Origin of the sequence: Kaistella sp. PBT33-4 (assembly GCF_029194425.1) — a bacterium.
Classification (GTDB): Bacteria; Bacteroidota; Bacteroidia; order Flavobacteriales; family Weeksellaceae; genus Marnyiella.
The window spans coordinates 173,107-196,922 of sequence record NZ_JARFYL010000001.1 but is presented as its reverse complement, the minus strand read 5'-3'; the positions used below and the strand labels follow the sequence as shown (position 1 = coordinate 196,922).

Genomic DNA, 23,816 nt, shown 5'->3' with positions numbered 1-23,816 from the left:
TAAAATCAAATAATATGTCAGTAAATTTCAAACCATTAGCAGACCGCGTTCTTATTGAACCAAACGCTGCGGAAACAACAACTGCATCAGGTATCATCATTCCCGATACAGCTAAAGAAAAACCACAGGAAGGAACAGTAATCGCTGTTGGAAACGGTAAAAAAGACGAACCAATGACCGTTAAAACGGGCGACAGAGTGCTTTACGGAAAGTATTCAGGTTCAGAACTTAAACTGGATGGTAAAGATTACCTTATCGTGAAGGAATCTGACTTATTGGGAATTCTGGGATAGACACCAGAATTAAAGATTGGAGAGTGGAGACTTCTCTTTTGAATACTTTACTTAAACAGTGAGCTTCTAATATCTCACATCTAAAAATCTAAATTCTAAAATTTAAACAATGGCAAAAGAAATAAAATTCGATATCGAGTCCAGAGACGCACTGAAAAGAGGTGTTGATGCTTTGGCAAACGCAGTAAAGGTGACTTTAGGTCCAAAGGGACGTAACGTTGTTATTGAGAAATCATTCGGTGCACCGCACGTAACCAAAGACGGTGTTTCCGTGGCAAAAGAAATCGAGCTTGAGGACCGTGTAGAAAACATGGGTGCCCAAATGGTAAAGGAAGTAGCTTCCAAGACCAACGATATTGCCGGTGACGGTACTACTACGGCAACTGTTCTTGCACAGGCTATCGTTCGCGAAGGCCTGAAGAACGTAGCTGCAGGCGCTAACCCGATGGATCTTAAGAGGGGTATTGACAAAGCGGTAAACGCAGTTGTTGACAACCTGAAATCACTGTCTCAGGAAGTGGGTGATTCTTCTGAAAAAATCAGACAGATCGCTTCTATTTCTGCAAACAATGACGAAACCATCGGCACCCTGATCGCTGAAGCGTTCGGAAAAGTAGGTAAGGAAGGTGTGATCACTGTAGAAGAGGCTAAAGGTACAGATACTACTGTTGATGTGGTAGAAGGTATGCAGTTTGACAGAGGATATCAGTCACCCTATTTCGTGACCAATCCTGAGAAAATGATCACCGAACTGGAAAACCCATATATCCTTTTGGTTGAGAAGAAAATCTCTTCAATGAAGGAACTTCTTCCGGTATTGGAGCCGGTAGCACAGGCAGGTAAATCACTTCTTATCATCTCTGAGGAGGTAGACGGTGAAGCTTTGGCAACATTGGTAGTGAACAAACTGAGAGGTTCCCTGAAAATTGCTGCGGTTAAAGCTCCTGGATTTGGCGACAGAAGAAAAGCAATGCTTGAAGACATCGCTATCCTGACGGGCGGACAGGTAATTTCCGAAGAAAGAGGCTTCACAATGGAAAACGCTACCCTGGAAATGCTGGGTACTGCAGAAAAAGTAACAATTGATAAGGATAACACCATCATCGTAAACGGTGCCGGTGAGGAAAGCCAGATCAAAGGCCGTGTAAACCAGATCAAGGCACAGATGGAGTCTACAACTTCAGATTACGACCGCGAGAAACTTCAGGAAAGACTAGCCAAACTGGCAGGTGGTGTAGCAGTACTTTATGTAGGTGCAGCCTCTGAAGTGGAAATGAAGGAGAAAAAAGACCGTGTAGATGATGCTTTACATGCTACAAGAGCAGCTGTGGAAGAAGGAATTGTTCCCGGAGGTGGTGTAGCTTTGGTAAGAAGTATTTCAGTACTTAATTTCGAAGGGTCCAACCAGGACGAAACTACAGGTATCAAGATTGTAAAAAGAGCTATTGAAGAGCCCTTAAGACAAATCGTAGCCAACGCCGGTGGCGAAGGTTCTGTAGTGGTAGCAAAGGTTTCCGAAGGATCAAACGATTTCGGTTTTAATGCGAAGAATGACGAATATGTAAATATGTTTGAAGCCGGGATCATCGACCCGACTAAAGTAGTACGTGTAGCGCTGGAAAACGCAGCTTCCGTATCCGGTATGCTTCTTACAACTGAGTGTGTAATTACAGAAGTGAAGAGCGCAGAACCAGCGATGCCAATGGGTGGCGGTGGAATGCCGGGAATGATGTAAGTAGTGCTGTAAACCATAAGCTATAGGCGATCTGCTTTTAAGCTTACGGCTTACAGCATACAGCATACAGCGTACAGCTTAATGCAATAACCCTCCGTTCAGATTTTTCTGAGCGGAGTTTTTTTTGGAGCCGGGAACCTGCTCTCCGCTATTACTCTCCGCTCAGCCGCTCCCGGCTCGTTCCTCGCCGTCCGCATCTTCACTATGGGGTAGCCGCTGCGATCAGGGCTATGGGTTTGGGTTCCCGAATGCCATGCGGTCTGAATCAACAGTTCCGACCGATCTAGTCTGAGGCACTTTGCCCAATGCAACCTTGTCAAGGTTCAAAACCTTGACAAGGTTTACATTTCACACTGGAAAAATACCGCGTTTGTATCTTTCGGCATGTTTGGCAACCGGAAGTGTTACTTCAAATGCAAATCATAGAAGCCAATGGGTGGTTATGGAATCCCGGGAAGGTGGTAAAAGCAATAGGTTGATTGCGTTTAGCTAATAGCTCTCTGCCAATAGCCATAAACATCAAGCTCTGTGAAGGTTTTCCTGACCAAATTTTGTATTTATTACTTACTTGCACCTAAAATAAGAAATTGCACTGCAGCTAAATTTAAAAAATACATCGATAAAGATTATTCTGAACTTAAATCTGGGAACTGTAAAATAAAAATAACCACCTGATAAACAGATGGTTAAGAATCAGCTTGTGGAGTTGGAGGGATTCGAACCCTCGTCCAAACAAGCAACACATAAGATTTCTACATGCTTATTCTGCTTTTGGTTTAGACCGGAAACAGAGAACAGACACCCAATTTCCGACTTAGCTTCTAAATTTTTCGTGCTTTGGCCGAAGCTTCCAAAGCCTTATTTCCGCATTGCTATACCCCGGATTCAGACGTCGCGAAACAGAACTTCTGCGGGATATCTTGCCTCCTTACTGTCTTCGGGAGAACGCTAATCTTACTATGATTCGGATTAAGCAGCAAGAGCAAACTCTTGGTCGCCAGTTAAAATTATGTAGCAAGGGATTAAAGAGATCGCGCTACGGTTCTCTGCATGCTTACTTACCCATTGATCTTGCTGTCGAAACCAGTCAACCCCAGATAAGTCTGCAAAGATATGAAAATTTTATTCCAAAATAAAAAACTGACATTAAGGCATAAAAAAGCCGCGTCCGGACGCGGCTCATTTAAACAATCTAATCTCTATTCTTTACCAGGATCCAGCCGGTCCGCAGCACCGGTTTCTGAGTAATAGGATCGGTCCAGGTTACTTTGTACCAATAGGTATCCGTACTTACCTTAAAGTTGGTGTAATTACCTGTCCACACTGTTTTGGAAGGAGACGCGCGGAAGACTTCCTTACCGTACCTGTCGTGAATGGAGGCACTGAAGTTCTTATACTTGCTAACACCTGTGAAATCGATATGATCATTGATGCCGTCGCCGTTTGGAGTGATGGCATTTCCAATAAAGAATGTAAGGTATTCCACTGTTCCAAAGCAGGTTTGACCCTTATAACGCACCGAAATAAAGTAAGTGGTATTCCGCAGGATGTTTGCGAAAATATTGGATGACTGCCAGGTGAGACCGTTATCAATGGAGAATTCAAGATCCGGACTTGGATCATCAACAATAACAGTAAGCGTATTGTTTTCATAAACGATTTCCTTCACCTCCACAGGCGGTGTAAATGAAGCATTGGCGCTGAAGGTTTGCGAACAGACTCCGTTATTGATGGTAACCGTATAAGTTCCCGGAGTATCCACCGTAATGGTCTGGCTGGTGGCACCGGTACTCCATAGGTAAGTATAGTTCGGTCCTGAACCGGCGTCCAGCACATCGCTGAGACCTTCACAGAACTGAACATCTTCCAGTGTTGACGTGATGGCCGGTACTACGGTGATTGTAATATTTGCCACCGTACCCTGGCAACCGTTGGCACCGATGCCGGTTACAGTATAGGTAGTGGTTACAGTTGGCGAAACAACCTGCGTGTTTCCGGAGCCGGGCAAACCTGTCCAGGTATAGTCCTGAGCACCTGAGGCGGTTAAAGTAACAGTTTCACCGGCGCAGATATTCATGTCGTTGGCCGTAAGCGTGATTACAGGAGGAAGGTTATTCTCAACCACGGTAACTGTCTGCTGCTGACTGCAGTTATTGCCGAAATTATTGGTGACAGTAAGTGTATAATTCCCTCCCTCATTAACCACAGGTGTCAACGTATTGGCTCCCGACACAATGTTTCCGCCTGCCGAGGCCGTCCACAATATGGTTGCTCCCGCCTGGAAAGTTGAGGCGGATGCATTCAGCGTAATCGAGGGATTGGTACAGGTGATCTGCGCAGGCTGGGCTATGTTAATGTTGATGGGTGCATCAGTTGTTACTGTAGCACTTGCTGTATACTGACAGCCCCCCGGTGTAGTGACCGTAACCGTATAAGTTCCGGCCGTATTCACTACCGTGGACTGAGCTGCAGAACCATTAGACCACAGGAACGTATATCCCGTACCTGTTACATTGGCGGTAAGCGTTGTATTGGCACCCGGACAGAAAGAAAGGTTGCCTGTAATCTGGACATTAGGATCATTGTTCTGAACAATGTTTACCGAAACAGGCTGACTGGTGCATGTTCCGTTCGCTACTGTCAGTGAATAAGTTCCGGGCGTTGTCACGGTGATGGACTGCGTAGTTGCTCCTGTAGACCAAACATTACCGGTGGCATAGTTGGATGTAAGGACAACCGGTGTAGTACCGCAAATCGCCGGTGCCGACTGGGTAATCACAGGCGCCGGTGTTACGGTTACCGTAAGCTGAAGCTGTACCACCACCGCACAGTTTGCATTGCTTACACGAACATAAATTGTGGCTGTTCCCGAATTATAAGTTGCAGGGGTCGTAATATTGTTGGTATTGCCCGCATTGGCATCAGCTGCATTGGTATAGTAGGTAAATGTGACCCCGGGCTGAGTACTCATCGACGGCTGGGCCGAGGTAAGGTCAAAGGTAAAAGTATTGGTAGGTGAACAGGTGCTCAGCGCAGCATTCTGGGCTACCGGCACCGGATTTTGAGAAACAGTTACCGACTGGCTGAACTGACAGTTACCCGGTGTGGTTACTGTAACAGTATAGGTGCCGGCAGTATTTACCGTTGTGGAGGCCGTAGTAGCACCATTGGACCAAAGGAAAGTATTGCCTGTTCCGTTTGCTGTTGCTGTTAGTGTTGTTGAACTGCCCGCGCAGAAAGCAGTATTTCCGGTAATCTGCACATTAGGATCCGGATTACCTGTAATGGTTACCGAGGCCGGTGCACCGGTACAGTTTCCTGAAGTATTTGTTAGCGTATAAGTACCGGGTGTAGTTACGGTAATGGACTGCGTGGTTGCTCCCGTAGACCAGGTATTGCCGGTGGCAAAATTGGAGGTAAGCGTTACACTTCCGGTTCCGCATATCACAGTGGAAGATGCAGTAATTGTGGGAACTACCGTTTGACTCACCGTCAGCTGAAGAGGTACAACTACAGCACAGCTTCCGCTGGTTACCCGCACATAAACCGTGGCCGTACCGGACACATGAGCCGTGGGCAGACCAATGGTGTTGGCATTTCCGTTATTAGCATCTGTTTGGTTCACATAATAGGTAAACACGACGCCCGGTGTAGTGCTGATACTTGGCTGCGCCGATGTCAAATCAAAGGTACCGGTGGCTGCCGGCGAGCAGATACTGAGACTGGAGCCCTGCGCCACAGGCGGCGTGTCTGCCTGAACCGTTACCGATTGCGTATACTGACAGTTCTGTGAAGTTGTTACAGTAACCGTATAAGTTCCCCCGGTGGAAACAGTGATATTTGGTGTAGTAGCCCCGGTGGACCAAAGAAAAGTATTTCCCGTACCGCTGGCTGTAGCTGTAAGTGTAGTTGAACCTCCCTGACAGAAGGCGAGATTTCCGGTGATCTGCACATTAGGATTCGTGGCCGCCGTAATTACAACCGAAGCCGGAGCACTCGTACAGGCTCCTGAGTTGTGCGTCACTGTATAAGTTCCGGGAGTGGTTACGGTAATGGTCTGCGTCGTTGCACCATTAGACCATGTATTTCCTGTAGCATAGCTGGAAGTTAGCGTCACCCCTGATGATCCACAAATAAATGTCGATGATGCTGTGATCACAGGTGGCGCAGGTGTTGGATTTACTGTTAAAATAAGTTCAGCAATATCACTGCACTGCCCGCTGGTTACGCGTACATACACCACTCCTCCGGACGAGGTGTGCGCAGCCGGGTTCGGTATTGTATTCGTATTTCCGGCAGTTGCGTCTGCCAGTGAAAGATAATATTTAAAGGTAGCACCCGGAGTATTACTGATAGCGGGCTGCGCCGATGTCAGGTTGAATATTCCGTTCGCCGTGGCTGAACATACGCTCAGGGCTGCATCCAGGGCCTGCGGTTGCGGAAGAGTGGCAATTGTAACCTCTGCGGAACCCGGACAGGTAGAGCCGGGAACCAGCACCTGCACGGAATACACACCGGCCTGAGTCGCCGTATACGAACTTGCTGTTGCACCAGCAATAGGACCTCCGTTTAGATACCACTGGTAAGTAGCTCCCGCAACAGGCACAGTAGCATTTAATACCTGTGATGATCCTGCACAAATACTGATATTGGATGGTAATGGATTACCGGAGGGGTCAGTAAGCTGCACACCAATATTAAAGGAACCTGCCTGGAAAAATACACCGGTATCATATTCAGTATCGTTATAATCTGCCAGCACCATCTTGAAACGGTAGGTTTCACCCGGAATCACCGGGGCTGTAGCCGTAAGCGGGATGGTCCGGCCGGCAAAATTGGTCTCAATATTTGCTGTGTTGTTTCCGGCATAATACTGCTGGTTTATGGCAGGACAGGAAGCTGATACAAAGGGATGAATATTGGTAACGCTCACCGGTCCGCCACCGGCGGGCAACACCGCCATATTGGTATAGGTAGGGTCGCTTACCTTCTTCAGCAACAGCGCAAACCCGTCTGTGTAATTACAAGCAAATCCTCCGGAATACTCTTCGGAGGCAAAAATATAATTAAAGGTAATTTCACTTGTTACGGGTACAAAGTCAAACTGGATATAAGTAGCATCCCGAAGGTTACTGTTAGGAACTGCAATGGCCGTAGCAAGGTCAGGGTCTCCCAGGGTACCTAATGTTCCGCTCAGGTTACCCGCAATAAAGGAATTTCCGGCCTGACTGGCCTGACCGGTCATAAGCACAAGACCCTCATTGAAAGGAAAAGCGGTTGTACCTTTATTGAAATAACCCCATGACCGTGATGGATTTGTAGCAGATAAACCGGGTGAAACTACCACATTGGTTACACTCGCCGCACAGTTGGCACCTCCACTGATCAGTACATTTTCAATAAGTTGCTGTACAGTGTATGAACTTTGAGGATAACCGGGCGTGTTTACATCGATAAATGCACCAGCCAACATGCTCTTAGCCGTAGGAGTCGCTGCAACACTTCCCTGTCTCTTACTTTGGCCGGATAAGAATGCGCAGACGGACAGGACATATAACAGTAGAAAAAGTTTTTTCATAATAAGAAATTGTAAAAGGCAGACCTGAACCGTCACACTATGCATAGAGCAGGCAAACCACTGAAACAATGTTATAAGCTTCATTTATATCGGATAAAATTACTAATTAATTTTAAAATATTATTTTATCGTACGTTTAAGTTTGCCAGTTATAAAAATATTTCTATTTTTGCAGTCCAAAATGAGATGTAAATTATGTTAATTATCCCAGTAAAAGACGGCGAGTCTATAGACAGAGCACTTAAGAAATACAAAAGAAAATTTGATAAAACAGGTGTTGTTAGAGCTTTAAGAAGCAGACAGCAGTTCATCAAGCCTTCTGTAACACTAAGACAATCTAAACTGAAAGCTGCCTACAAACAGAGAGAGGCCAGCAAAGAAGATCAGGCTTAAAATTTTTACTTACAAAATACTAAATCACTTTCCAAACAGTTATATTTGGAAGGTGATTTTTTTGTTTTTAATATCCTGGCATGATCAGTAAATTCCTTGAACATATTGCGCTTGAAAAGCGGTATTCACCCCATACCCTTACCAGCTACCAAAAAGACCTTACGGACTTCCGGGAATTTTACCTCCGAACCGAAGCCAGTGCGCATACGTCGCAAGCGGACAAAAAAGTGATCCGCAATTTCATGGTCAGCCTCAGCGAAAGCGGTATGTCCAAACGCAGCATCAACCGTAAACTGTCCACGCTTCGCTCCTACTTCCTTTTCCTCCTTAAAATTGGCGAGATCCAGGTCTCCCCTATGGAAAGCATACAGTCACTCAAATTCTATCCTGAAAAACAGATTCCAATGTCTCAGGATGAAATGCAGGACTTCCGCACACTAACACCGGACCTGCCGGACCTGCTTTCCCATCTTATCGTTGAAACACTTTACCAAACCGGAATGCGTAAGGCAGAACTGTGCAGCCTGCTGTACAGAGATGTAGATCTGGCCACTGCCGAACTCCGCGTCACAGGAAAAGGCAACAAAGAAAGAGTCATTCCCATCTCCCCGGCATTGGGCGAAAAAATGCAGCGCTACCTGGAAATAAGGAAGCCCCTGATTCAAAATGAAATATATTTCTTTGTTAACTCCAGGGGAAAAAAACTGGGCGAAAAGTTTGTATATTCAACGGTTAATAGATACCTTGGTATGGTAACTGCTAAGAAGAAAAAGAGCCCGCACATCCTCAGGCACAGTTTTGCTACACATGTACTGGATAACGGCGCGGAAATCTCAAAAGTGAAGAAATTGCTTGGCCATTCTTCACTGGCGTCTACGCAGGTTTATACCCAGGCAAATATAGAACAGCTTAAAAAAGTGTTTAACAGCACACACCCGAGAGCGAAAAAAGAATGAGTGAACGAAAGTTCAGATGTATAATTTAAAAAAATGTTATTATGAAAATTTCAGTACAGTCTATAGGACTGACACCCCACGCACCGCTTGAAGACCATATTGAAAAGAAACTTAATAAACTGGAAAACTACTATGATAAAATTATAGAGACCAATGTGTTCCTGAAAGTGGAAAATAAATCCGACAAGGAAAACAAAACAGTAGAGCTTATCTTAGGCGTTCCGGGTGATGATATCGTAGTAAAGAAGACCACATCCAGTTTTGAGGAAAGTTTGGACCTTTGTGCTGAGGTAGCTAAAAAGCTGCTAATCAAGAAAAAAGAATTAGCGTCATAAATTTTATTAAAAGTTTTTAAATAATTACTTGTAGGTTTCAAAAAAACTACCTTATATTTGCACTCGCAAAAAGAGATCAGCGTTCTTTTGAAATCTATTTGCCTCCTTAGCTCAGTTGGCCAGAGCACGTGATTTGTAATCTCGGGGTCGTGGGTTCGAATCCCTCAGGAGGCTCAGTATTTTTGTAAAATTGGGGAGATTCCAGAGTGGCCAAATGGATCAGACTGTAACTCTGCTGTCTTACGACTTCGCAGGTTCGAATCCTGCTCTCCCCACATTTTATAAAAAATATCTTGCACTTTTAAATTTAAACCTTAAATTTGCAAACCGTTTACCAACACTATTTGTTAAACACAAATGCGGAAGTAGCTCAGTTGGTAGAGCGTCAGCCTTCCAAGCTGAATGTCGCGAGTTCGACCCTCGTCTTCCGCTCTAAAAATCACAACCAAAATAAGGCTTGTGATTTTTTTTTAAACAGTTGCCGACGTAGTCTCGTCTGGAGACGAAACATTTCCCTGGCAAGGAAAAAAAACAAATTGCCGACGTAGCTCAGGGGTAGAGCGTTTCCTTGGTAAGGAAGAGGTCGTGAGTTCAAATCTCATCGTTGGCTCTATAAAAGCAAATCTCTCAGAAATGGGAGATTTTTTTATGCCGAAAACACTAATATTAAAACTGTAAACAAGTTTGTAACGCAAGCACAGGACATTGTGCCGCAATGGTAAAGCAAGCTATACCATTATTTTACTTACATATTTTCTTAAACCGGAAAATTTTATATAAATTTGCAGTCCTAGAATTTAATGTCCCCACGTGGCAAATGCCTGGATTTGAATGTTGAAACTTTTTTTTATTGCAAAAAGGTTTTGATTTTCAAAAAATCACTATATTTGCGCACTGAAATTTTAAAAAGTAATTAAATAAATATTTAAATCATGGCAAAGGAAACGTTTAATCGTAACAAACCGCACTTAAACATTGGTACCATCGGTCACGTTGACCATGGTAAGACTACTTTAACTGCAGCAATTTCTAAAGTATTATCCGATAAAGGATACGGTGAAGCTAGAGACTTCTCTTCTATTGACTCCGCTCCGGAAGAAAAAGAAAGAGGTATTACTATCAACACTGCTCACATCGAGTATGAAACTGAGAACAGACACTACGCTCACGTAGACTGCCCAGGTCACGCCGATTATGTAAAGAACATGGTAACTGGTGCTGCCCAGATGGACGGTGCTATCCTGGTTTGCGCTGCTACAGACGGACCAATGCCACAAACAAGAGAACACATCCTTCTTTGCCGTCAGGTAAACGTACCTAGAGTTGTTGTTTTCATGAACAAAGTGGACATGGTTGATGATGCTGAGCTTCTTGAACTTGTTGAACTTGAACTAAGAGACCTTCTTTCTTCTTACGAATACGATGGAGATAACTCTCCGGTAATCCAGGGTTCTGCTCTTGGTGCACTTAACGGTGAGCCAAAATGGGTTGCAACTGTAGAAGAACTGATGGCAGCTGTTGATACTTGGATCGAACTTCCTGTAAGAGATCAGGATAAGCCATTCCTTATGCCGATTGAAGACGTATTCTCTATTACTGGTAGAGGTACTGTAGCAACCGGTAGAATTGAGTCCGGTATCATCAACACTGGTGACGGTGTAGATATCGTAGGTATGGGTGACGAGAAACTTACTTCTACTGTAACAGGTGTGGAGATGTTCCGTAAGATCCTGGACAGAGGTGAAGCTGGTGATAACGTAGGTATCCTTCTTAGAGGTATTGAAAAAACCGATATCAGAAGAGGTATGGTAATCGCTAAAGCAGGTTCTGTTAAGCCACACAAAAAATTCAAAGCAGAGGTTTATATCCTTTCTAAAGAAGAAGGTGGACGTCACACTCCATTCCACAACAAATACCGTCCACAGTTCTACGTTAGAACAACTGACGTTACAGGTGAGATCTTCCTGCCTGAAGGAGTAGAAATGGTAATGCCTGGTGATAACATCACTATTACTGTAGAATTGCTTCAGCCAATCGCTCTTAACGTAGGTCTTAGATTTGCGATCAGAGAAGGTGGTAGAACAGTTGGTGCAGGTCAGGTAACTGAAATCCTGGATTAATCATCCACTAATCATAAAGTTCCGCAAGGAAACTTGCGGAACTTTTTAATCTACGGGCATCGTCCAATGGTAGGATACCGGTCTCCAAAACCGTTGATCAGGGTTCGAATCCTTGTGCCCGTGCTAAATTTTAGAAATGAGCGTAGCCAATTTTATTAAAGGTTCTTATCACGAGTTTAAAGATAAAGTGGAATGGCCAAAATGGCCGGAGCTTCAGTCTTCTACAATTGTTATCACAGTTGCTACCGTAATACTTGCAGTTTTTGTATTCGGAGTAGATGAGCTTTTCTCTAAAGCCATCCAAAACATAATTGACTTGCTTTCAGGTCTTTTCATCTAAAAAATAATTTCCCCGGGAAATGAGTGATTTGAAATGGTACGTGCTGAAGTCAATCAGCGGTCAGGAAAATAAGGTAAAAAACTATATTGAGAACGAGATGAAGCATCATGGCTTCGAACAGTACGTTACTCAGGTAGTAATTCCTATGGAAAAAGTTATCGTAATGAGAAACGGTAAGAAAGTTCCTAAAGAAAGACCTTACTACCCGGGCTATCTGATGGTGGAGGCCAACTTAATCGGCGAAATCCCGCACATCATCAAGAACATCCCTGGTGTTATCTCTTTCCTGAGCCTTACAAAAGGGGGAGATCCTGTACCGATGAGGAAATCTGAAGTGAACAGGATGCTGGGACGTATGGATGAACTTTCTGAATTCGCTACAGAACTGGAAATCCCATATGTAGTTGGTGAGAATATCAAAATCATAGAAGGACCGTTCAACGGATTCAACGGCACCGTTGAAAAAATTCTGGAGGACAAAAAGAAACTTGAAGTTTCCGTCCTTATCTTCGGGCGTAAAACACCAATGGAATTAAGTTTCCTGCAGGTAGAGAAGGTGTAAGACTTTACCTTAAAAAAAACATAGAACCGTTCATACTGAGCGGTTTTTTTTTATATTTAACAAAATAAATAATTGATGAAAAAAATCTATTTCTTCTGTTTACTAGCAGCGACACAGCTTGCCATTGCGCAAATTAAATTTGAAAATGCCTACCTGATTGACCAAACAGGCAACAAAAAAGACGTATTGATCCGTAACGGCGACTGGCTGGAGAATCCTGTCATCATTCAAGTTAAAGATTCGGAGGCATCAAAAGAATACAGCCTAGGCCTGAACGAGGTTCAGGAGTTCGGCTTTCAGGATGACACCGTATTCCGCAGATTTACAGTGGACATCAGTAACTACGAAAAAGACCTCGGCAAAATTGATCAAAATCCCGACTTCAGTCCGGAGAAACAAACCGTTTTTCTGAAACAGTTGTCGGAGGGAAAACTAAACTTGTATTCTTACTATAAAGGTACACCGAAATATTTCTATGCTGCTCCCGGTGAACAACCGAAACAGTTACTTTACCGCAGATATTACAATGATAAGAATGATCTACAGACTGTAAATACATACCGTGAGCAACTTGCCAGTTTACTGAATTGCTCAGGAACCAATTATAACACCGCCCAATACAGTACAACATCCCTAAAGCAACTTTTTGACACATACAACAATGACTGCAACAAAGTGGAATCTTCCGGAACGAGAAAATCCAGATTTGCAGTTAACGTTGTAGCGGAAGCGCATATGTTAAAAACCTCATTTAACGGCCCAATCTACTACCTGGATAATATTAGTATGGAGTCCCAACTGGTTCCGAAGTTCGGTATTGAACTGGAATATTTCCTGCCCTTTAACAAACAGTCCTTTTCCATAATCGCAGCACCTAAATACTATCAGTATAAAAATGAATTTGTGCGGGTGTACGATGTTGCACCACACACACAAACTATTCAGCTTACAACTTCAACACTGGAGATACCCCTTGGTTTCCGATATTATAATTACTTCAACAATTCCAATTCAATGTTTGCCACACTTGCTTATCAGATTAAGACAGACTTTGAAGGCAGCCTGGGCGTTAATTCGCAAGAGCGCGAGTTGCAGTCAGGTTCTGCAACTTCATTTTTGTTAGGCGTTGGTTACCGCCATAAACGACTTATGGGTGAATTGGTTTATGCACCTTTCCGCTCGAGTTCAACCACCTATTTTACCGACATCAAAACATCGGATGTAGGATTATCGTTAAAATACAATATTTTCTAATTCCAGTGAAAATAGAAGAGCGCAAAATTCTTTCTTAAAATCAACAGTTTACGCTTGCTATATCAAAAATAATTCTTAATTTTGCAGTCCGAAATGTTAAGTGGTTTTGTGAGACAACCGCTTAGCGGATTTATAAATGCTTCCACATTCATAAATTACTAATTTTTTAAAAACAAAAAATGGCTAAAAAAGTCTTTAAAATGGTAAAGCTTCAGGTGAAGGGTGGCGCAGCTAACCCGTCTCCACCAGTAGGTCCGGCTTTGGGTTCTGCAGGTGTGAACATCATGGAGTTTTGTAAGCAGTTCAACGGTAGAACTCAGGATAAGCCGGGACAGGTTTTGCCTGTTGTAATTACAGTTTTCGAAGATAAATCCTTTGAATTCGTAATTAAAACGCCTCCTGCAGCCATCCAGCTGATGGACGCAGCAAAAGTGAAGTCCGGATCCGGAGAGCCTAACCGTAACAAGGTTGGTTCCGTAACATGGGCTCAGGTACAGAAAATCGCCGAAGATAAAATGTCGGATCTAAACTGTTTCACAATGGATTCCGCAATGACTATGGTAGCGGGTACAGCTAGGTCTATGGGCTTAAGAGTAACAGGACAGAAACCAACAAACGCTTAATACTTACTGAAAATGGCAAAATTGACTAAAAAACAAAAGGAAGCGTTTAGCAAAGTTGAAAAGAACAAAATCTACAACCTTGAAGAAGCATCTGCTTTGGTAAAGGAAGTAAATACTGCAAAATTTGATGCATCTGTGGACATTGCTGTTCGCCTGGGAGTAGACCCAAGAAAAGCAAACCAAATGGTAAGAGGTGTGGTATCCCTTCCACACGGTACCGGTAAGGATGTTAAAGTTCTTGCTCTTGTAACTCCGGACAAAGAAGCTGAAGCTAAAGAAGCAGGTGCAGATTATGTAGGTCTTGACGAATATTTACAGAAAATAAAAGAAGGCTGGACAGACGTTGACGTTATTGTAACTATGCCGTCTGTTATGGGTAAACTGGGACCTTTAGGTAGAGTACTTGGACCAAGAGGTCTTATGCCGAACCCTAAATCCGGTACAGTAACAATGGATGTAGCCAAAGCTGTTGCAGAGGTTAAAGCCGGTAAGATTGATTTCAAGGTAGACAAGTACGGTATCGTACATGCAGCCATCGGAAAAGTATCTTTTGAGCCTGCTAAGATTAAGGAAAATGCGGTTGAACTGCTTCAGACGCTTATCAAACTTAAGCCTACTGCAGCCAAAGGTGTTTACGTGAAGAGCATCTATATGTCTTCCACTATGAGCCCCGGGATTGCAATTGATACTAAATCTGTAAACTAAAATCTGAAATACAATGACTAAAGAAGATAAAGTATTAGTAATACAAGAAATAAAAGACCTTCTGCAGGACGCGAAAGTGGTTTATGTAGCAGATCTTGAAGGCTTGAATGCTGCAAAGTCGTCAGATTTTAGAAGACAGGCATTTAAGAACAACATCAGCGTGAAAGTGGTGAAAAACACACTTCTGCAGAAAGCGATGGAATCAATGGAAGTGGACTTCTCTGAAATGTTTCAGACATTCAAAGGAAACTCCGCTCTTATGGTGGCCGAAACAGCAAACGCACCTGCAAAGCTGATTAAGGATTTCAGAAAAAAGGATGCAACTCCTGCCCTTAAGTCTGCTTATGTACAGGAAACTGTTTATGTAGGTGATGAAAACCTGGAAACCCTGGCAAACATCAAATCCAAAGAAGAAATGCTTGGAGAAATCATCGGATTGCTTCAGTCACCAATTCAAAGACTTGTTTCTGCATTACAGAACAAAGCTGAAGGTGCTGATGCTGCTGAAGAAACTCCTGCTGACGAAGCTCCAGCCGCTGAAACTGCTGCTGCTCCGGAAGCTGCAGAAGGAACTGATGCTCCTGCTGCTGAATAATACACACTCAAAACAACATAATCGTTCAACATTTAAAACATTATCACAATGTCAGATTTAAAAAACTTAGCGGAAACGCTTGTAAACCTTACTGTAAAAGACGTAAATGAATTAGCTGCTATCCTTAAGGATGAGTACGGAATTGAGCCAGCTGCTGCTGCTGTAGTAATGGCTGCAGGTGGTGGTGCTGAAGCTGCTGAAGAGAAAACGGAATTCGACGTTATCCTTAAAGCTGCGGGTGCTTCCAAACTTGCTGTAGTTAAATTGGTAAAAGATCTTACAGGTGCTGGTCTTAAAGAAGCTAAGGATATGGTAGACGGAGCTCCTGCTCCAATCAAAACCGGTGTCTCTAAAGACGAAGCTGAAGCTCTTAAGAAGCAACTGGAAGAAGCAGGTGCTGAAGTAGAACTTAAGTAAGTTTACACTTTACAATAAACAGGAAAGCGTCTTTTTTAAGACGCTTTCTCTTTTTATATATGTACGTCTCCGGTCAGCTACTCTCCTACTACCGTTTTCACAGTTACAAACTCCTTCAGCGCAAGCAAAGAAAGTTCAACTCCATAACCTGAAGATTTGGCGCCGCCAAAGGGCAGCCTCGGATCCGAACTGGTTTCCCGGTTTATGCTTACGGTACCGGATTCCAGGTGATCTGTAAAGAATTTCTGTCTTTTCCGGTCTGCTGTCCAAACAGAGTTCGCAAGTCCGAAAGGGATATCATTGGCAAGCTCTAATGCTTCTTTGTCGTTTTTCGCGGTCATAACCATCCCCAGTGGCCCAAAAAGTTCCTGTTGCAGCACCGGATTACCGGTCTTCACCTTAATAAGCCCGGGCATGAAAGCGGTCTCTGAAATTCTTTCTAATGGCAGAATGATCTCTGCCCCGTTTTCCAATGCGGTTGTGTACTGCTTCTCCAGTTCATCAGCAAGATCCGGCCTGGCCATTCCTGCGATCTCAGTTTCAGGATCCATAGGGTCTCCCGGCACATACTTTCTGTACTCATTAATAAAGAGTGGCATAAAATCTTTTTCAATTTTTTTTTGGATGATGAAGCGCTTACCTGCATTACAGGCCTGACCACAGTTGGCCAACCTGGCCTTTGCAGCACTGACTGCCGCGGATTCCAAATCTGCATCGTCCAGCACTATAAAGGCATCCGAGCCGCCAAGTTCCAGCAGTGATTTCTTAATATACTTACCGGCAGTAGCAGCAACCTCAGCACCGGCACCTTCACTACCCGTAAGACTTACGGCCTTTACGATACTGTTTTCCAAAAGTTCCTTCACGACCTCATGACCAACCTCCAGATTCTGAAAGACAGCTTTAGGAAAACCTGCCTCCAGAAAGAGCTTTTCAATAGCGTTACCACTGCCGAAACAGATGGACGCATGTTTAACCACCACTGTGTTGCCCGCCAAAATCGTAGGTACGGCAAAGCGGAGAACCTGCCAAAACGGGAAATTCCACGGCATTACTCCCAGAATCACACCTTTAGGCGCATAATGGATTTCAGATATCCGGAATTCGGTCTCTACCTTCTCCGGCTTCAGGACATTCTCAGCGTTTGCGTAGTAGCGCGTCATCAGAGCACACTTTTCCACTTCGGCAACCGCCTGTGAGATAGGTTTGCCCATCTCCTCAGTGATAATTTTTGCCAAATCTTCCGAATCCCTGTCCAGAAGTTTCGCAAGTCTCGTAAACAGCTTTTTCCGTTCACTGAAGGAAACTGTTTTCCAATCCTGAAAAGACCTCTCGGCACTTTTCAGTTTATTCTGTATTTCTTTTGTCATTTTTTTATTTTGCTGGCTCAGCTGTTCGTCAGCTATCAATTATGCTTCAAAACTGATGCCTTAGCTCATCAGCCATTCATTTACGAGCGAAGCTGCAAGCCGCGCTGTTCTCTGATCAGGATCCAGTGCCGGATTAACTTCAGCAACATCCAGCGCAAGCAGCTTTTTATTTTGAAGTATATGTCTGTAGAAATGCATGAACGCAGCATCAGCAAAAATTCCGCTGTAAGCCAGAGCTGAAACTCCCGGTGCTATTGCCGCATTAAAGACATCTATGCAGATAGTGAGATAAATGACATCTGCACTGTTCGCCAAATCATCAATTCTCTCATAAATACCGGGCAGGTTTTCGAAGAAAATTTCGTCTGCTGTTATATAATGCATGCCGTATTGGTGAGCGGTATCAAAAAGTTTCAGTGTATTGGAATTTCGCTGTATCCCGATATGAAGTGAATGCATTGCGCCTTCCTGCGCGATCTGCCAGAAACCTGTACCTGAACTTGGACCTATACCTGCCTCCGGCTCCCGGTTATCAAAATGGGCATCGATATTTATAATGCCGATTTTTTTATCAGGAAAAGCTTTTCGCAGGCCGGAAAAATGGGCATAGGTAACCTCGTGTCCTCCGCCCAGTACCACGGAACGTCCACCGTTTGCTAAAACAGAAGATGTCTTTGCTGCCAATTCAGCCTGGGCTGCTTCCAGGGTAGAAGCACATGCAACATCACCAAAATCCTTTAACGAAAAATCGGGTTTTACCACCGGGAAATTAGCCATATTTCTACGTATAACTTCCGGTGCCAGCGCGGCTCCAACCCGACCCTTGTTACGTCGAACACCTTCGTCTACCGCAAATCCATGCAAAACGAAATCTTTAGGTGAAATCTCATCATAACTGTTCTGAAGTGAAACCCGCTGCCAGATCCTTTGCTGCAGGGCTTCATCGCCATCAAAGCGTCCCTGCCAAATACTGTTTTTTTGCTTAATCATTCCCAATCCTTTTTCCGTTCACAAATACAGTTTCCGCCTCTAAACTTCCCTGGCGGTAAAGTACATTTTGAAAATTATCCGTTTTGTAGGTCACAAAATCAGCTTTCATCCCTTTTTCCAGCTTTCCACGGTCTTCAAGACCCAATGCATAGGCAGAGCGGAAAGTCATGCCGGCTAAGACTTCGGCGGTAGACAGTTTTTGAAAGGCGGCTAATATGGACGCCTGAGTCACCAGATTACCCATGGGCGCAGAGCCGGGATTCCAGTCGGAAGCGATGGCCAGGATACCGTTTGCATCAAGGATCTTGCGGGCTGGTGTGAATTTTTCACCCAGGCCAAGACTGGCACCAGGCAGCGCAACTGCTACCGTTTCAGAATTTGCCAAAAATGCAATGTCGTCATCAGCAGTAGCTTCCAGATGGTCTGCTGATTTTGCACCCACTTCAACTGCAATTCTGGAACTGCCCGGCGTAAACTGATCCGCATGAACCGTGATATAGAAACCCAGTTCCTTCGCTTTTAAAAGGAAATCACGACCTTCTTCAGGCTGGAAGGCCGATTTCTCAATAAAGATATCTACACGCTTGGCGAGTTTTTCCTCCTTAACCAATGGTAAAATCGTATCTGTAATATAATTTAGGTAATCTGAATTGCTGCCCTCAAAATCGCGCGGCTTAAGATGCGCGGCCAGGCAGGTTGGAATAAGCGTAGCTTCAGTCATTGTCTGAACTTTCCTGATGACGCGCAGCATCTTCAGCTCATTTTCTGCATCCAGACCATAACCTGATTTGATTTCTATCGTAGTGATGCCGAGTGACAGCAGAAAATTCACTCTTTCCAGTGTGCTTGTTATCAATTCCTCTTCAACTGCTGATCTGGTGTGCTGAACGGAACTCCAGATTCCGCCGCCACTTTCAGCAATCTCAAGATAGCTTTTGCCTGCGTTACGCATGGCGAAGTCATTGGCGCGGTTTCCGCCAAAACAGATATGCGTATGACAGTCGGCAAAGGCCGGCAGACAAACCTGTGTGCCTGCTACAGGCTCAATTTCAGCATCCGGAAATTTTTGTGAAAGGTCGTGAAAAGAAGCCACCTCCTCCACGACACCTTCATTCACCAAAATCCCTCCGTTTTCTATAATCTGCAGTTGCTCATCAGCCAGTTTTCCACGTAACGGGAGGTTGGCTAGGGTGATGATCTGTTTAAAAGGTCCAATAAGTTTCATATCTGTAAATTTAAGATTAATAGATAAGCCGGCAAAGATTTTAGGAAGAACAAGCCATGACGGACGCCCCAATGTTTAAGAGATTCCACCTAAAATTATTATCTTTGAAGATATACAAAACTGAGGTATGCCCGATTTTTTACATCCTGATAAGGATAATTTTTCAGATGATGAACTGCTGCAGGAGGAGAAAATCCGGCCCCAGAGTTTTCAGGACTTTGCCGGGCAGCGAAAAACACTGGACAATCTGGAAGTCTTCGTAGCTGCAGCCAAAAACCGTGGTGGAGCGCTGGACCACGTGCTGCTTCACGGCCCGCCGGGACTGGGAAAAACAACGTTGGCAAATATTATAGCAAATGAACTTGGAGTAGGCTGTAAAATCACCTCCGGACCCGTGCTGGATAAACCGGGAAGCCTGGCGGGACTGCTGACCAACCTGGAAGAAAATGATGTGCTTTTCATTGACGAGATTCACCGCCTTTCCCCTATCGTTGAAGAATATCTGTATTCAGCGATGGAAGATTATAAAATAGACATTATGCTGGAAACCGGGCCCAATGCCCGCAGCGTACAGATCGGCCTCAATCCCTTTACTCTCGTCGGTGCCACCACAAGAAGCGGTATGCTTACCAAGCCAATGCTCGCCAGGTTTGGAATACAGTCCAGGCTGGAGTATTATACCATTGAATTGCTGGGAATGATTATTGAGAGGAGCGCGCGGGTACTTGGAGTTAAAATTTATGAAGATGCAGCCCTGGAAATAGCACGCAGAAGCCGAGGAACTCCCAGGATTGCCAACGCTTTGCTTAGAAGAGTGCGGGATTTTGCGGAGATAAAAGGCAATGGTGAGATAGAAATTGAGATCACAAAATACGCGCTCAATTCATTGAATGTTGATGAATTTGGCCTGGATGATATGGACAATAAAATAATGCGGGTAATGATCGAGAATTTCCGGGGAAAACCGGTAGGAATTTCGGCACTGGCTACATCAATCGGCGAAAATCCGGAAACCCTGGAAGAAGTTTATGAGCCGTTCCTGATTCAGGAAGGGTTCATGATCCGCACACCACGCGGACGGGAGGTGACAGAGAAAGCTTATAAACATCTAAATATTGTCGTACCACGACGAAGGGATGAGCTATTTTAATTCATCATTATGAAAAATATACTATTATTAATAACTTTCCTCTTCTCAATGATTTGCAATTCTCAACCGAAAGAAAATTATATAGTAAAAGGTAAGGCGGAAATGGCCAATCAAAATTTTGATGAAGCTATTAAAGTATTTACAATAGGGATTGATAACAATCAGCGAAAAGCTGAAGGCTACTTTGGAAGAGGTTTGTGTTATAACTTAATTAAAGACTATCAAAAAGCAGTTTCTGATTTTGAAAATTCAGAACGACTAGGAAATAACGATGTTAAATTATTCACTTTAAGAGCGTATGCTTATAGTGAACTTGGAAAGAATGAATTAGCATTAAACGACTTAAATAAAGCAATTTTAATTGATCCGGACTTTTACCCAAAAAATTACTTTAATAAAGCTTCGTTAGAGATAAGACTTGGCAGAAATGATGATGCGATAAATGATTTTACAATTTATGCCGATAAAACAAATGATTTTATTGCATATTCTGAAAGAGGAAAAATACTATTATATCAAAATAAAAAAGACGACGCCTGTAAGGATTTTGAAAAATCGATTGAGTTAGGAAATCAGGACAAGGCAGTTCTGGAGTTGCAGAAAAGCAATTGCCATTGACAAATGTACATCCCAAAGATATATAAGAGCGAAGACCGCGAACTGATGAAGCAAATCATCAGCGATAACGGCTTCGCTACGCTTATTTCAAACAAAGAAAAACTTTGGGCAACCCATTCCATGTTTTTACTTAACGAATCAGGAAAGGATTTCTATCTGGAAACGCACGTATCGAATGGAAATCATCAGGCAAAAGTGTTAAGGGACGGCGATGAAGTCCTATGTGACTTTTTAGGCGCAAATGCGTATATCTCCTCATCATGGTATGACCACATAAACGTATCCACCTGGAATTATGAAGCCGTACAAATTCGCGGAACTGTAAAACTGATGACCGATGACGAACTTTACCTTCATCTGCACAAACTTACCTACAAATACGAGAAACAGCAAAAATGTCCGATGTTTGCTGAAAACATTGGCGAGGCAAGTATTCGAAATGAGATGAAAGAAGCGTTCGGAATCAATATCTTTCCCACCGAAATTCATATCGCTTCTAAATCGTCGCAAAACAGAAAAGAAACTGATTTTAAGAATATCATTAAAGAACTGCAGGAGTCTCCGGAAGAAAGTTCAAGAAAGGTTGCGGAGAAGATGAAAGATGCTAAGCCTGTTTACTCGCAATGACCACAATGATAAAATTAAACCAGTACCCGAAATCAATAGTTATCATGATTTTCAGTTACTGAACTACCTTAGAATTACGGGCTGCAAATTAGCCCTGATACTCAATTTTCATCCATCTCTGGTTAAAGATGGTATGAAAAGAATTGCAGACAGACTATAAGATAGCCTCTGCTAAGCGCCGGCACCTTTCCGGTCTCTGACTTTAGTCAGAACTTTTAAAACAGTTGTAATCTTTGCGTTCAGAATATTGAAAAATTGTATTTTAGAAATTATAAAGTAAAAAAATGAAATTATATCCTATACAGTGCGGAAAATTTAAACTGGACGGCGGTGCTATGTTTGGCGTCGTCCCAAAGTCCATTTGGCAAAAAACCAACCCCGCCGATGAGAATAACCTGATTGAGCTTGGCACCCGTTCGCTGCTGGTAGAAGACGGTAAAAAACTGATCCTGATAGACTGCGGACTTGGTAACAAGCAGGACGAAAAATTTTTTGGGCATTACTCACTTTGGGGAGATGATACCCTTGATAAAAACCTGAAGAAGTATGGTTTTATTCGTGAAGATATTACCGATGTGTTCCTCACCCACCTGCACTTCGACCATTGTGGCGGCGCCATAGAATGGAATGATGACCGCACGGGCTATCAGCCTGCCTTTAAAAACGCCGAATACTGGACCAATGAAGAACACTGGAAATGGGCTACAGAACCTAATGCGCGCGAAAAAGCCAGCTTCCTGAAGGAAAACATCATGCCCATGCAGGAAAGCGGTCAGCTGCGTTTTCTGCCTACTCCCACCAGCGGCAACTACGGTTTCGCACCGGACCTTAAAATGGATGTCATCTTTGTGGATGGGCATACGGAAAAGCAGATGCTCCCTGTAATTCAATATCAGGAAAAAACAATTGTCTTCGCCGCAGACCTTATTCCTACCGCCGGACATATACCGCAGGTTTATGTTATGGGCTACGATACACGGCCCCTGCTGACGTTGGAGGAAAAGGCTAAATTCCTGCAGAAATGTATAGATAACGAATATCTTCTATTTTTTGAACATGATGCCCATAACGAATTGGCCAGCTTAAAGATGACCGAAAAAGGGGTCCGTCTGGACGAAACATTTACGATGAATGATGTATTCGGATATTAAGCAGCCTGGTTAGTTCCGGCTCAACAAAATCAGAATTGTATATCTTTGAAATAATTTAAAAGCAAATTTATGGACACTAACGATGGCGGAACCGCCTCGCCCGAACCCGAGCCCCAGATCATTGGCCTTACCGGCGGTATTGGTTCCGGTAAAAGTACAGTAGCGAAATTCATTGAAGGATTGGGTTACCCTGTATACTACTCAGATATCCGCGCAAAGGAAATCGTAAATGACGACCCCCGACTTAAGGAACAAATTATAGAACTGCTGGGTCCCACCGCTTACGACAGCGACAGCAGGTACAACCGCAAAGTGGTTGCCGGCAAGGTATTCGGCAACGACACCCTGCTTGATGGCCTGAACGGCCTGATTCACCCCGCCGTTCGTCTGGATTTTGAAACGTGGAAAGGCCGGCATCATAGCCCGCTCCTTTTTAAGGAAACGGCCCTGCTTTTTGAACTGGGACTGAATAAAGAATGCGACAATACCATACTGGTTACCGCAGAAGACAACATCAGGATGAAAAGGGTAATGGACCGCGACGGAAAAACCTACCGGGAAATAGAAGCCATTATGGACCGGCAGCTCCCGGAAAAGGACAAGCTAAAACTGGCTGATTTTGTAATTCATAACAATGAAGGCTTAACAGAGCTTGAAACCGAAACAGAGAAGGTGATATCACAGCTGGCAGAAGCGAAATCATAGTAAAAGAGTTTATATTAAAAGAAGGAGATGACGCTTGGTCACCTCCTTCTTATTTTTTAAAACGTAAAAACCAA

General features: G+C 43.7%; 23 protein-coding genes, 5 tRNA genes and 1 other RNA gene. 24 read left to right on the top strand and 5 right to left on the bottom strand.

Annotated elements, in window-relative coordinates:
* The first annotated feature begins 14 nt into the window (after positions 1 to 14).
* A complete protein-coding gene (locus tag P0M11_RS00875; RefSeq protein WP_158064885.1) occupies positions 15 to 293 on the top strand; it encodes a co-chaperone GroES in 279 nt (92 codons plus the stop codon).
* Positions 294 to 402: 109 nt separating this feature from the next.
* Positions 403 to 2,028, top strand: coding sequence for a chaperonin GroEL (gene groL / locus P0M11_RS00870; protein WP_275624036.1), 1,626 nt, complete (start codon positions 403 to 405; stop codon positions 2,026 to 2,028).
* Between the two features lie 698 nt (positions 2,029 to 2,726).
* On the opposite strand, the gene ssrA is transcribed toward groL, so the two are convergent.
* Positions 2,727 to 3,123: a transfer-messenger RNA gene (ssrA, locus tag P0M11_RS00865) on the bottom strand.
* 97 nt (positions 3,124 to 3,220) lie between these two features.
* The gene (locus P0M11_RS00860) at positions 3,221 to 7,606 is read right to left on the bottom strand and encodes a choice-of-anchor L domain-containing protein (RefSeq protein WP_275624035.1); all 4,386 of its coding nucleotides are present in this window, start codon (positions 7,604 to 7,606) and stop codon (positions 3,221 to 3,223) included.
* A 195-nt stretch (positions 7,607 to 7,801) separates the two neighbouring features.
* On the opposite strand from P0M11_RS00860, the gene rpsU reads away from it, so the two are divergent.
* The 16 genes from rpsU to rplL all read left to right on the top strand — a co-directional run bounded on the left by rpsU (position 7,802) and on the right by rplL (position 15,906).
* Complete coding sequence (gene rpsU / locus P0M11_RS00855) at positions 7,802 to 7,999, top strand: 30S ribosomal protein S21 (protein WP_158064888.1); 198 nt, start codon at positions 7,802 to 7,804, stop codon at positions 7,997 to 7,999.
* Positions 8,000 to 8,079: 80 nt separating this feature from the next.
* Positions 8,080 to 8,955, top strand: a complete 876-nt coding sequence (locus P0M11_RS00850; protein ID WP_275624034.1) for a tyrosine-type recombinase/integrase — start codon at positions 8,080 to 8,082, stop codon at positions 8,953 to 8,955.
* A 41-nt stretch (positions 8,956 to 8,996) separates the two neighbouring features.
* Complete coding sequence (raiA, locus tag P0M11_RS00845) at positions 8,997 to 9,290, top strand: ribosome-associated translation inhibitor RaiA (RefSeq protein ID WP_158064890.1); 294 nt, start codon at positions 8,997 to 8,999, stop codon at positions 9,288 to 9,290.
* Positions 9,291 to 9,390: 100 nt separating this feature from the next.
* Positions 9,391 to 9,464, top strand: a tRNA-Thr gene (locus tag P0M11_RS00840).
* Positions 9,465 to 9,482: 18 nt separating this feature from the next.
* Positions 9,483 to 9,565, top strand: a tRNA-Tyr gene (locus P0M11_RS00835).
* A gap of 84 nt (positions 9,566 to 9,649) precedes the next feature.
* Positions 9,650 to 9,722, top strand: a tRNA-Gly gene (locus P0M11_RS00830).
* A gap of 106 nt (positions 9,723 to 9,828) precedes the next feature.
* Positions 9,829 to 9,900: transfer RNA gene (locus P0M11_RS00825), tRNA-Thr, on the top strand.
* A 322-nt stretch (positions 9,901 to 10,222) separates the two neighbouring features.
* Positions 10,223 to 11,410 carry an elongation factor Tu gene (gene tuf / locus P0M11_RS00820; RefSeq protein WP_275624033.1) on the top strand — a complete coding sequence of 396 codons (1,188 nt, stop codon included), beginning with the start codon at positions 10,223 to 10,225 and terminating at the stop codon, positions 11,408 to 11,410.
* A gap of 52 nt (positions 11,411 to 11,462) precedes the next feature.
* Positions 11,463 to 11,533, top strand: a tRNA-Trp gene (locus P0M11_RS00815).
* Between the two features lie 13 nt (positions 11,534 to 11,546).
* Positions 11,547 to 11,750 (top strand): preprotein translocase subunit SecE, encoded by a 204-nt coding sequence (gene secE, locus P0M11_RS00810; protein ID WP_158064892.1) that lies wholly within the window; start codon positions 11,547 to 11,549, stop codon positions 11,748 to 11,750.
* A 19-nt stretch (positions 11,751 to 11,769) separates the two neighbouring features.
* Positions 11,770 to 12,312, top strand: coding sequence for a transcription termination/antitermination protein NusG (gene nusG / locus P0M11_RS00805; RefSeq protein ID WP_158064893.1), 543 nt, complete (start codon positions 11,770 to 11,772; stop codon positions 12,310 to 12,312).
* 75 nt (positions 12,313 to 12,387) lie between these two features.
* The gene (locus P0M11_RS00800) at positions 12,388 to 13,566 is read left to right on the top strand and encodes a hypothetical protein (RefSeq protein ID WP_275624032.1); all 1,179 of its coding nucleotides are present in this window, start codon (positions 12,388 to 12,390) and stop codon (positions 13,564 to 13,566) included.
* Between the two features lie 179 nt (positions 13,567 to 13,745).
* Positions 13,746 to 14,189: a 50S ribosomal protein L11 gene (gene rplK, locus P0M11_RS00795; protein ID WP_158064895.1), complete on the top strand. Its 444-nt coding sequence runs from the start codon at positions 13,746 to 13,748 to the stop codon at positions 14,187 to 14,189.
* Between the two features lie 12 nt (positions 14,190 to 14,201).
* On the top strand, positions 14,202 to 14,894 hold the full coding sequence (gene rplA, locus P0M11_RS00790; RefSeq protein WP_158064896.1) for a 50S ribosomal protein L1: 693 nt from the start codon (positions 14,202 to 14,204) through the stop codon (positions 14,892 to 14,894).
* A 13-nt stretch (positions 14,895 to 14,907) separates the two neighbouring features.
* The gene (gene rplJ / locus P0M11_RS00785; RefSeq protein WP_158064897.1) at positions 14,908 to 15,489 is read left to right on the top strand and encodes a 50S ribosomal protein L10; all 582 of its coding nucleotides are present in this window, start codon (positions 14,908 to 14,910) and stop codon (positions 15,487 to 15,489) included.
* Positions 15,490 to 15,537: 48 nt separating this feature from the next.
* On the top strand, positions 15,538 to 15,906 hold the full coding sequence (rplL, locus tag P0M11_RS00780) for a 50S ribosomal protein L7/L12 (RefSeq protein ID WP_275624031.1): 369 nt from the start codon (positions 15,538 to 15,540) through the stop codon (positions 15,904 to 15,906).
* A 77-nt stretch (positions 15,907 to 15,983) separates the two neighbouring features.
* On the opposite strand, the gene P0M11_RS00775 is transcribed toward rplL, so the two are convergent.
* The 3 genes from P0M11_RS00775 to hutI are packed head-to-tail and all read right to left on the bottom strand — an operon-like array spanning position 15,984 to position 19,491.
* The gene (locus tag P0M11_RS00775; protein ID WP_275624381.1) at positions 15,984 to 17,297 is read right to left on the bottom strand and encodes an aldehyde dehydrogenase family protein; all 1,314 of its coding nucleotides are present in this window, start codon (positions 17,295 to 17,297) and stop codon (positions 15,984 to 15,986) included.
* A gap of 39 nt (positions 17,298 to 17,336) precedes the next feature.
* On the bottom strand, positions 17,337 to 18,266 hold the full coding sequence (gene hutG / locus P0M11_RS00770; protein WP_275624030.1) for a formimidoylglutamase: 930 nt from the start codon (positions 18,264 to 18,266) through the stop codon (positions 17,337 to 17,339).
* Complete coding sequence (hutI, locus tag P0M11_RS00765; protein WP_275624029.1) at positions 18,259 to 19,491, bottom strand: imidazolonepropionase; 1,233 nt, start codon at positions 19,489 to 19,491, stop codon at positions 18,259 to 18,261. Before hutI ends, hutG begins: the two co-directional genes overlap by 8 nt.
* A gap of 127 nt (positions 19,492 to 19,618) precedes the next feature.
* Between hutI and ruvB the strand changes: the two genes are divergently transcribed.
* The 6 genes from ruvB (at position 19,619) to coaE (ending at position 23,742) form a co-directional block, all read left to right on the top strand.
* Positions 19,619 to 20,641, top strand: coding sequence for a Holliday junction branch migration DNA helicase RuvB (gene ruvB / locus P0M11_RS00760; RefSeq protein ID WP_275624028.1), 1,023 nt, complete (start codon positions 19,619 to 19,621; stop codon positions 20,639 to 20,641).
* Between the two features lie 9 nt (positions 20,642 to 20,650).
* Positions 20,651 to 21,259 (top strand): tetratricopeptide repeat protein, encoded by a 609-nt coding sequence (locus P0M11_RS00755; RefSeq protein WP_275624027.1) that lies wholly within the window; start codon positions 20,651 to 20,653, stop codon positions 21,257 to 21,259.
* A gap of 3 nt (positions 21,260 to 21,262) precedes the next feature.
* Positions 21,263 to 21,886: an FMN-binding negative transcriptional regulator gene (locus P0M11_RS00750; protein ID WP_275624026.1), complete on the top strand. Its 624-nt coding sequence runs from the start codon at positions 21,263 to 21,265 to the stop codon at positions 21,884 to 21,886.
* Positions 21,861 to 22,046 (top strand): GxxExxY protein, encoded by a 186-nt coding sequence (locus tag P0M11_RS00745; RefSeq protein WP_275624025.1) that lies wholly within the window; start codon positions 21,861 to 21,863, stop codon positions 22,044 to 22,046. The genes P0M11_RS00750 and P0M11_RS00745 overlap by 26 nt, the downstream gene beginning before the upstream one ends.
* 124 nt (positions 22,047 to 22,170) lie before the next feature.
* On the top strand, positions 22,171 to 23,037 hold the full coding sequence (locus P0M11_RS00740) for an MBL fold metallo-hydrolase (RefSeq protein ID WP_275624024.1): 867 nt from the start codon (positions 22,171 to 22,173) through the stop codon (positions 23,035 to 23,037).
* A gap of 69 nt (positions 23,038 to 23,106) precedes the next feature.
* On the top strand, positions 23,107 to 23,742 hold the full coding sequence (coaE, locus tag P0M11_RS00735; RefSeq protein WP_275624023.1) for a dephospho-CoA kinase: 636 nt from the start codon (positions 23,107 to 23,109) through the stop codon (positions 23,740 to 23,742).
* Positions 23,743 to 23,816 lie beyond the last annotated feature (74 nt).

Coding starts and splice junctions, on each gene's coding strand:
- rplK (WP_158064895.1), top strand. CDS start 13,746: ATGGCTAAAAAAGTCTTTAAAATGGTAAAGCTTCAGGTGAAGGGTGGC.
- rplL (WP_275624031.1), top strand. CDS start 15,538: ATGTCAGATTTAAAAAACTTAGCGGAAACGCTTGTAAACCTTACTGTA.
- P0M11_RS00750 (WP_275624026.1), top strand. CDS start 21,263: ATGTACATCCCAAAGATATATAAGAGCGAAGACCGCGAACTGATGAAG.
- ruvB (WP_275624028.1), top strand. CDS start 19,619: ATGCCCGATTTTTTACATCCTGATAAGGATAATTTTTCAGATGATGAA.
- hutG (WP_275624030.1), bottom strand. CDS start 18,266: ATGATTAAGCAAAAAAACAGTATTTGGCAGGGACGCTTTGATGGCGAT.
- rpsU (WP_158064888.1), top strand. CDS start 7,802: ATGTTAATTATCCCAGTAAAAGACGGCGAGTCTATAGACAGAGCACTT.
- P0M11_RS00875 (WP_158064885.1), top strand. CDS start 15: ATGTCAGTAAATTTCAAACCATTAGCAGACCGCGTTCTTATTGAACCA.
- P0M11_RS00850 (WP_275624034.1), top strand. CDS start 8,080: ATGATCAGTAAATTCCTTGAACATATTGCGCTTGAAAAGCGGTATTCA.
- P0M11_RS00755 (WP_275624027.1), top strand. CDS start 20,651: ATGAAAAATATACTATTATTAATAACTTTCCTCTTCTCAATGATTTGC.
- hutI (WP_275624029.1), bottom strand. CDS start 19,491: ATGAAACTTATTGGACCTTTTAAACAGATCATCACCCTAGCCAACCTC.
- raiA (WP_158064890.1), top strand. CDS start 8,997: ATGAAAATTTCAGTACAGTCTATAGGACTGACACCCCACGCACCGCTT.
- secE (WP_158064892.1), top strand. CDS start 11,547: ATGAGCGTAGCCAATTTTATTAAAGGTTCTTATCACGAGTTTAAAGAT.
- tuf (WP_275624033.1), top strand. CDS start 10,223: ATGGCAAAGGAAACGTTTAATCGTAACAAACCGCACTTAAACATTGGT.
- P0M11_RS00745 (WP_275624025.1), top strand. CDS start 21,861: ATGCTAAGCCTGTTTACTCGCAATGACCACAATGATAAAATTAAACCA.
- P0M11_RS00740 (WP_275624024.1), top strand. CDS start 22,171: ATGAAATTATATCCTATACAGTGCGGAAAATTTAAACTGGACGGCGGT.
- P0M11_RS00860 (WP_275624035.1), bottom strand. CDS start 7,606: ATGAAAAAACTTTTTCTACTGTTATATGTCCTGTCCGTCTGCGCATTC.
- nusG (WP_158064893.1), top strand. CDS start 11,770: ATGAGTGATTTGAAATGGTACGTGCTGAAGTCAATCAGCGGTCAGGAA.
- P0M11_RS00800 (WP_275624032.1), top strand. CDS start 12,388: ATGAAAAAAATCTATTTCTTCTGTTTACTAGCAGCGACACAGCTTGCC.
- coaE (WP_275624023.1), top strand. CDS start 23,107: ATGGACACTAACGATGGCGGAACCGCCTCGCCCGAACCCGAGCCCCAG.
- rplA (WP_158064896.1), top strand. CDS start 14,202: ATGGCAAAATTGACTAAAAAACAAAAGGAAGCGTTTAGCAAAGTTGAA.
- rplJ (WP_158064897.1), top strand. CDS start 14,908: ATGACTAAAGAAGATAAAGTATTAGTAATACAAGAAATAAAAGACCTT.
- groL (WP_275624036.1), top strand. CDS start 403: ATGGCAAAAGAAATAAAATTCGATATCGAGTCCAGAGACGCACTGAAA.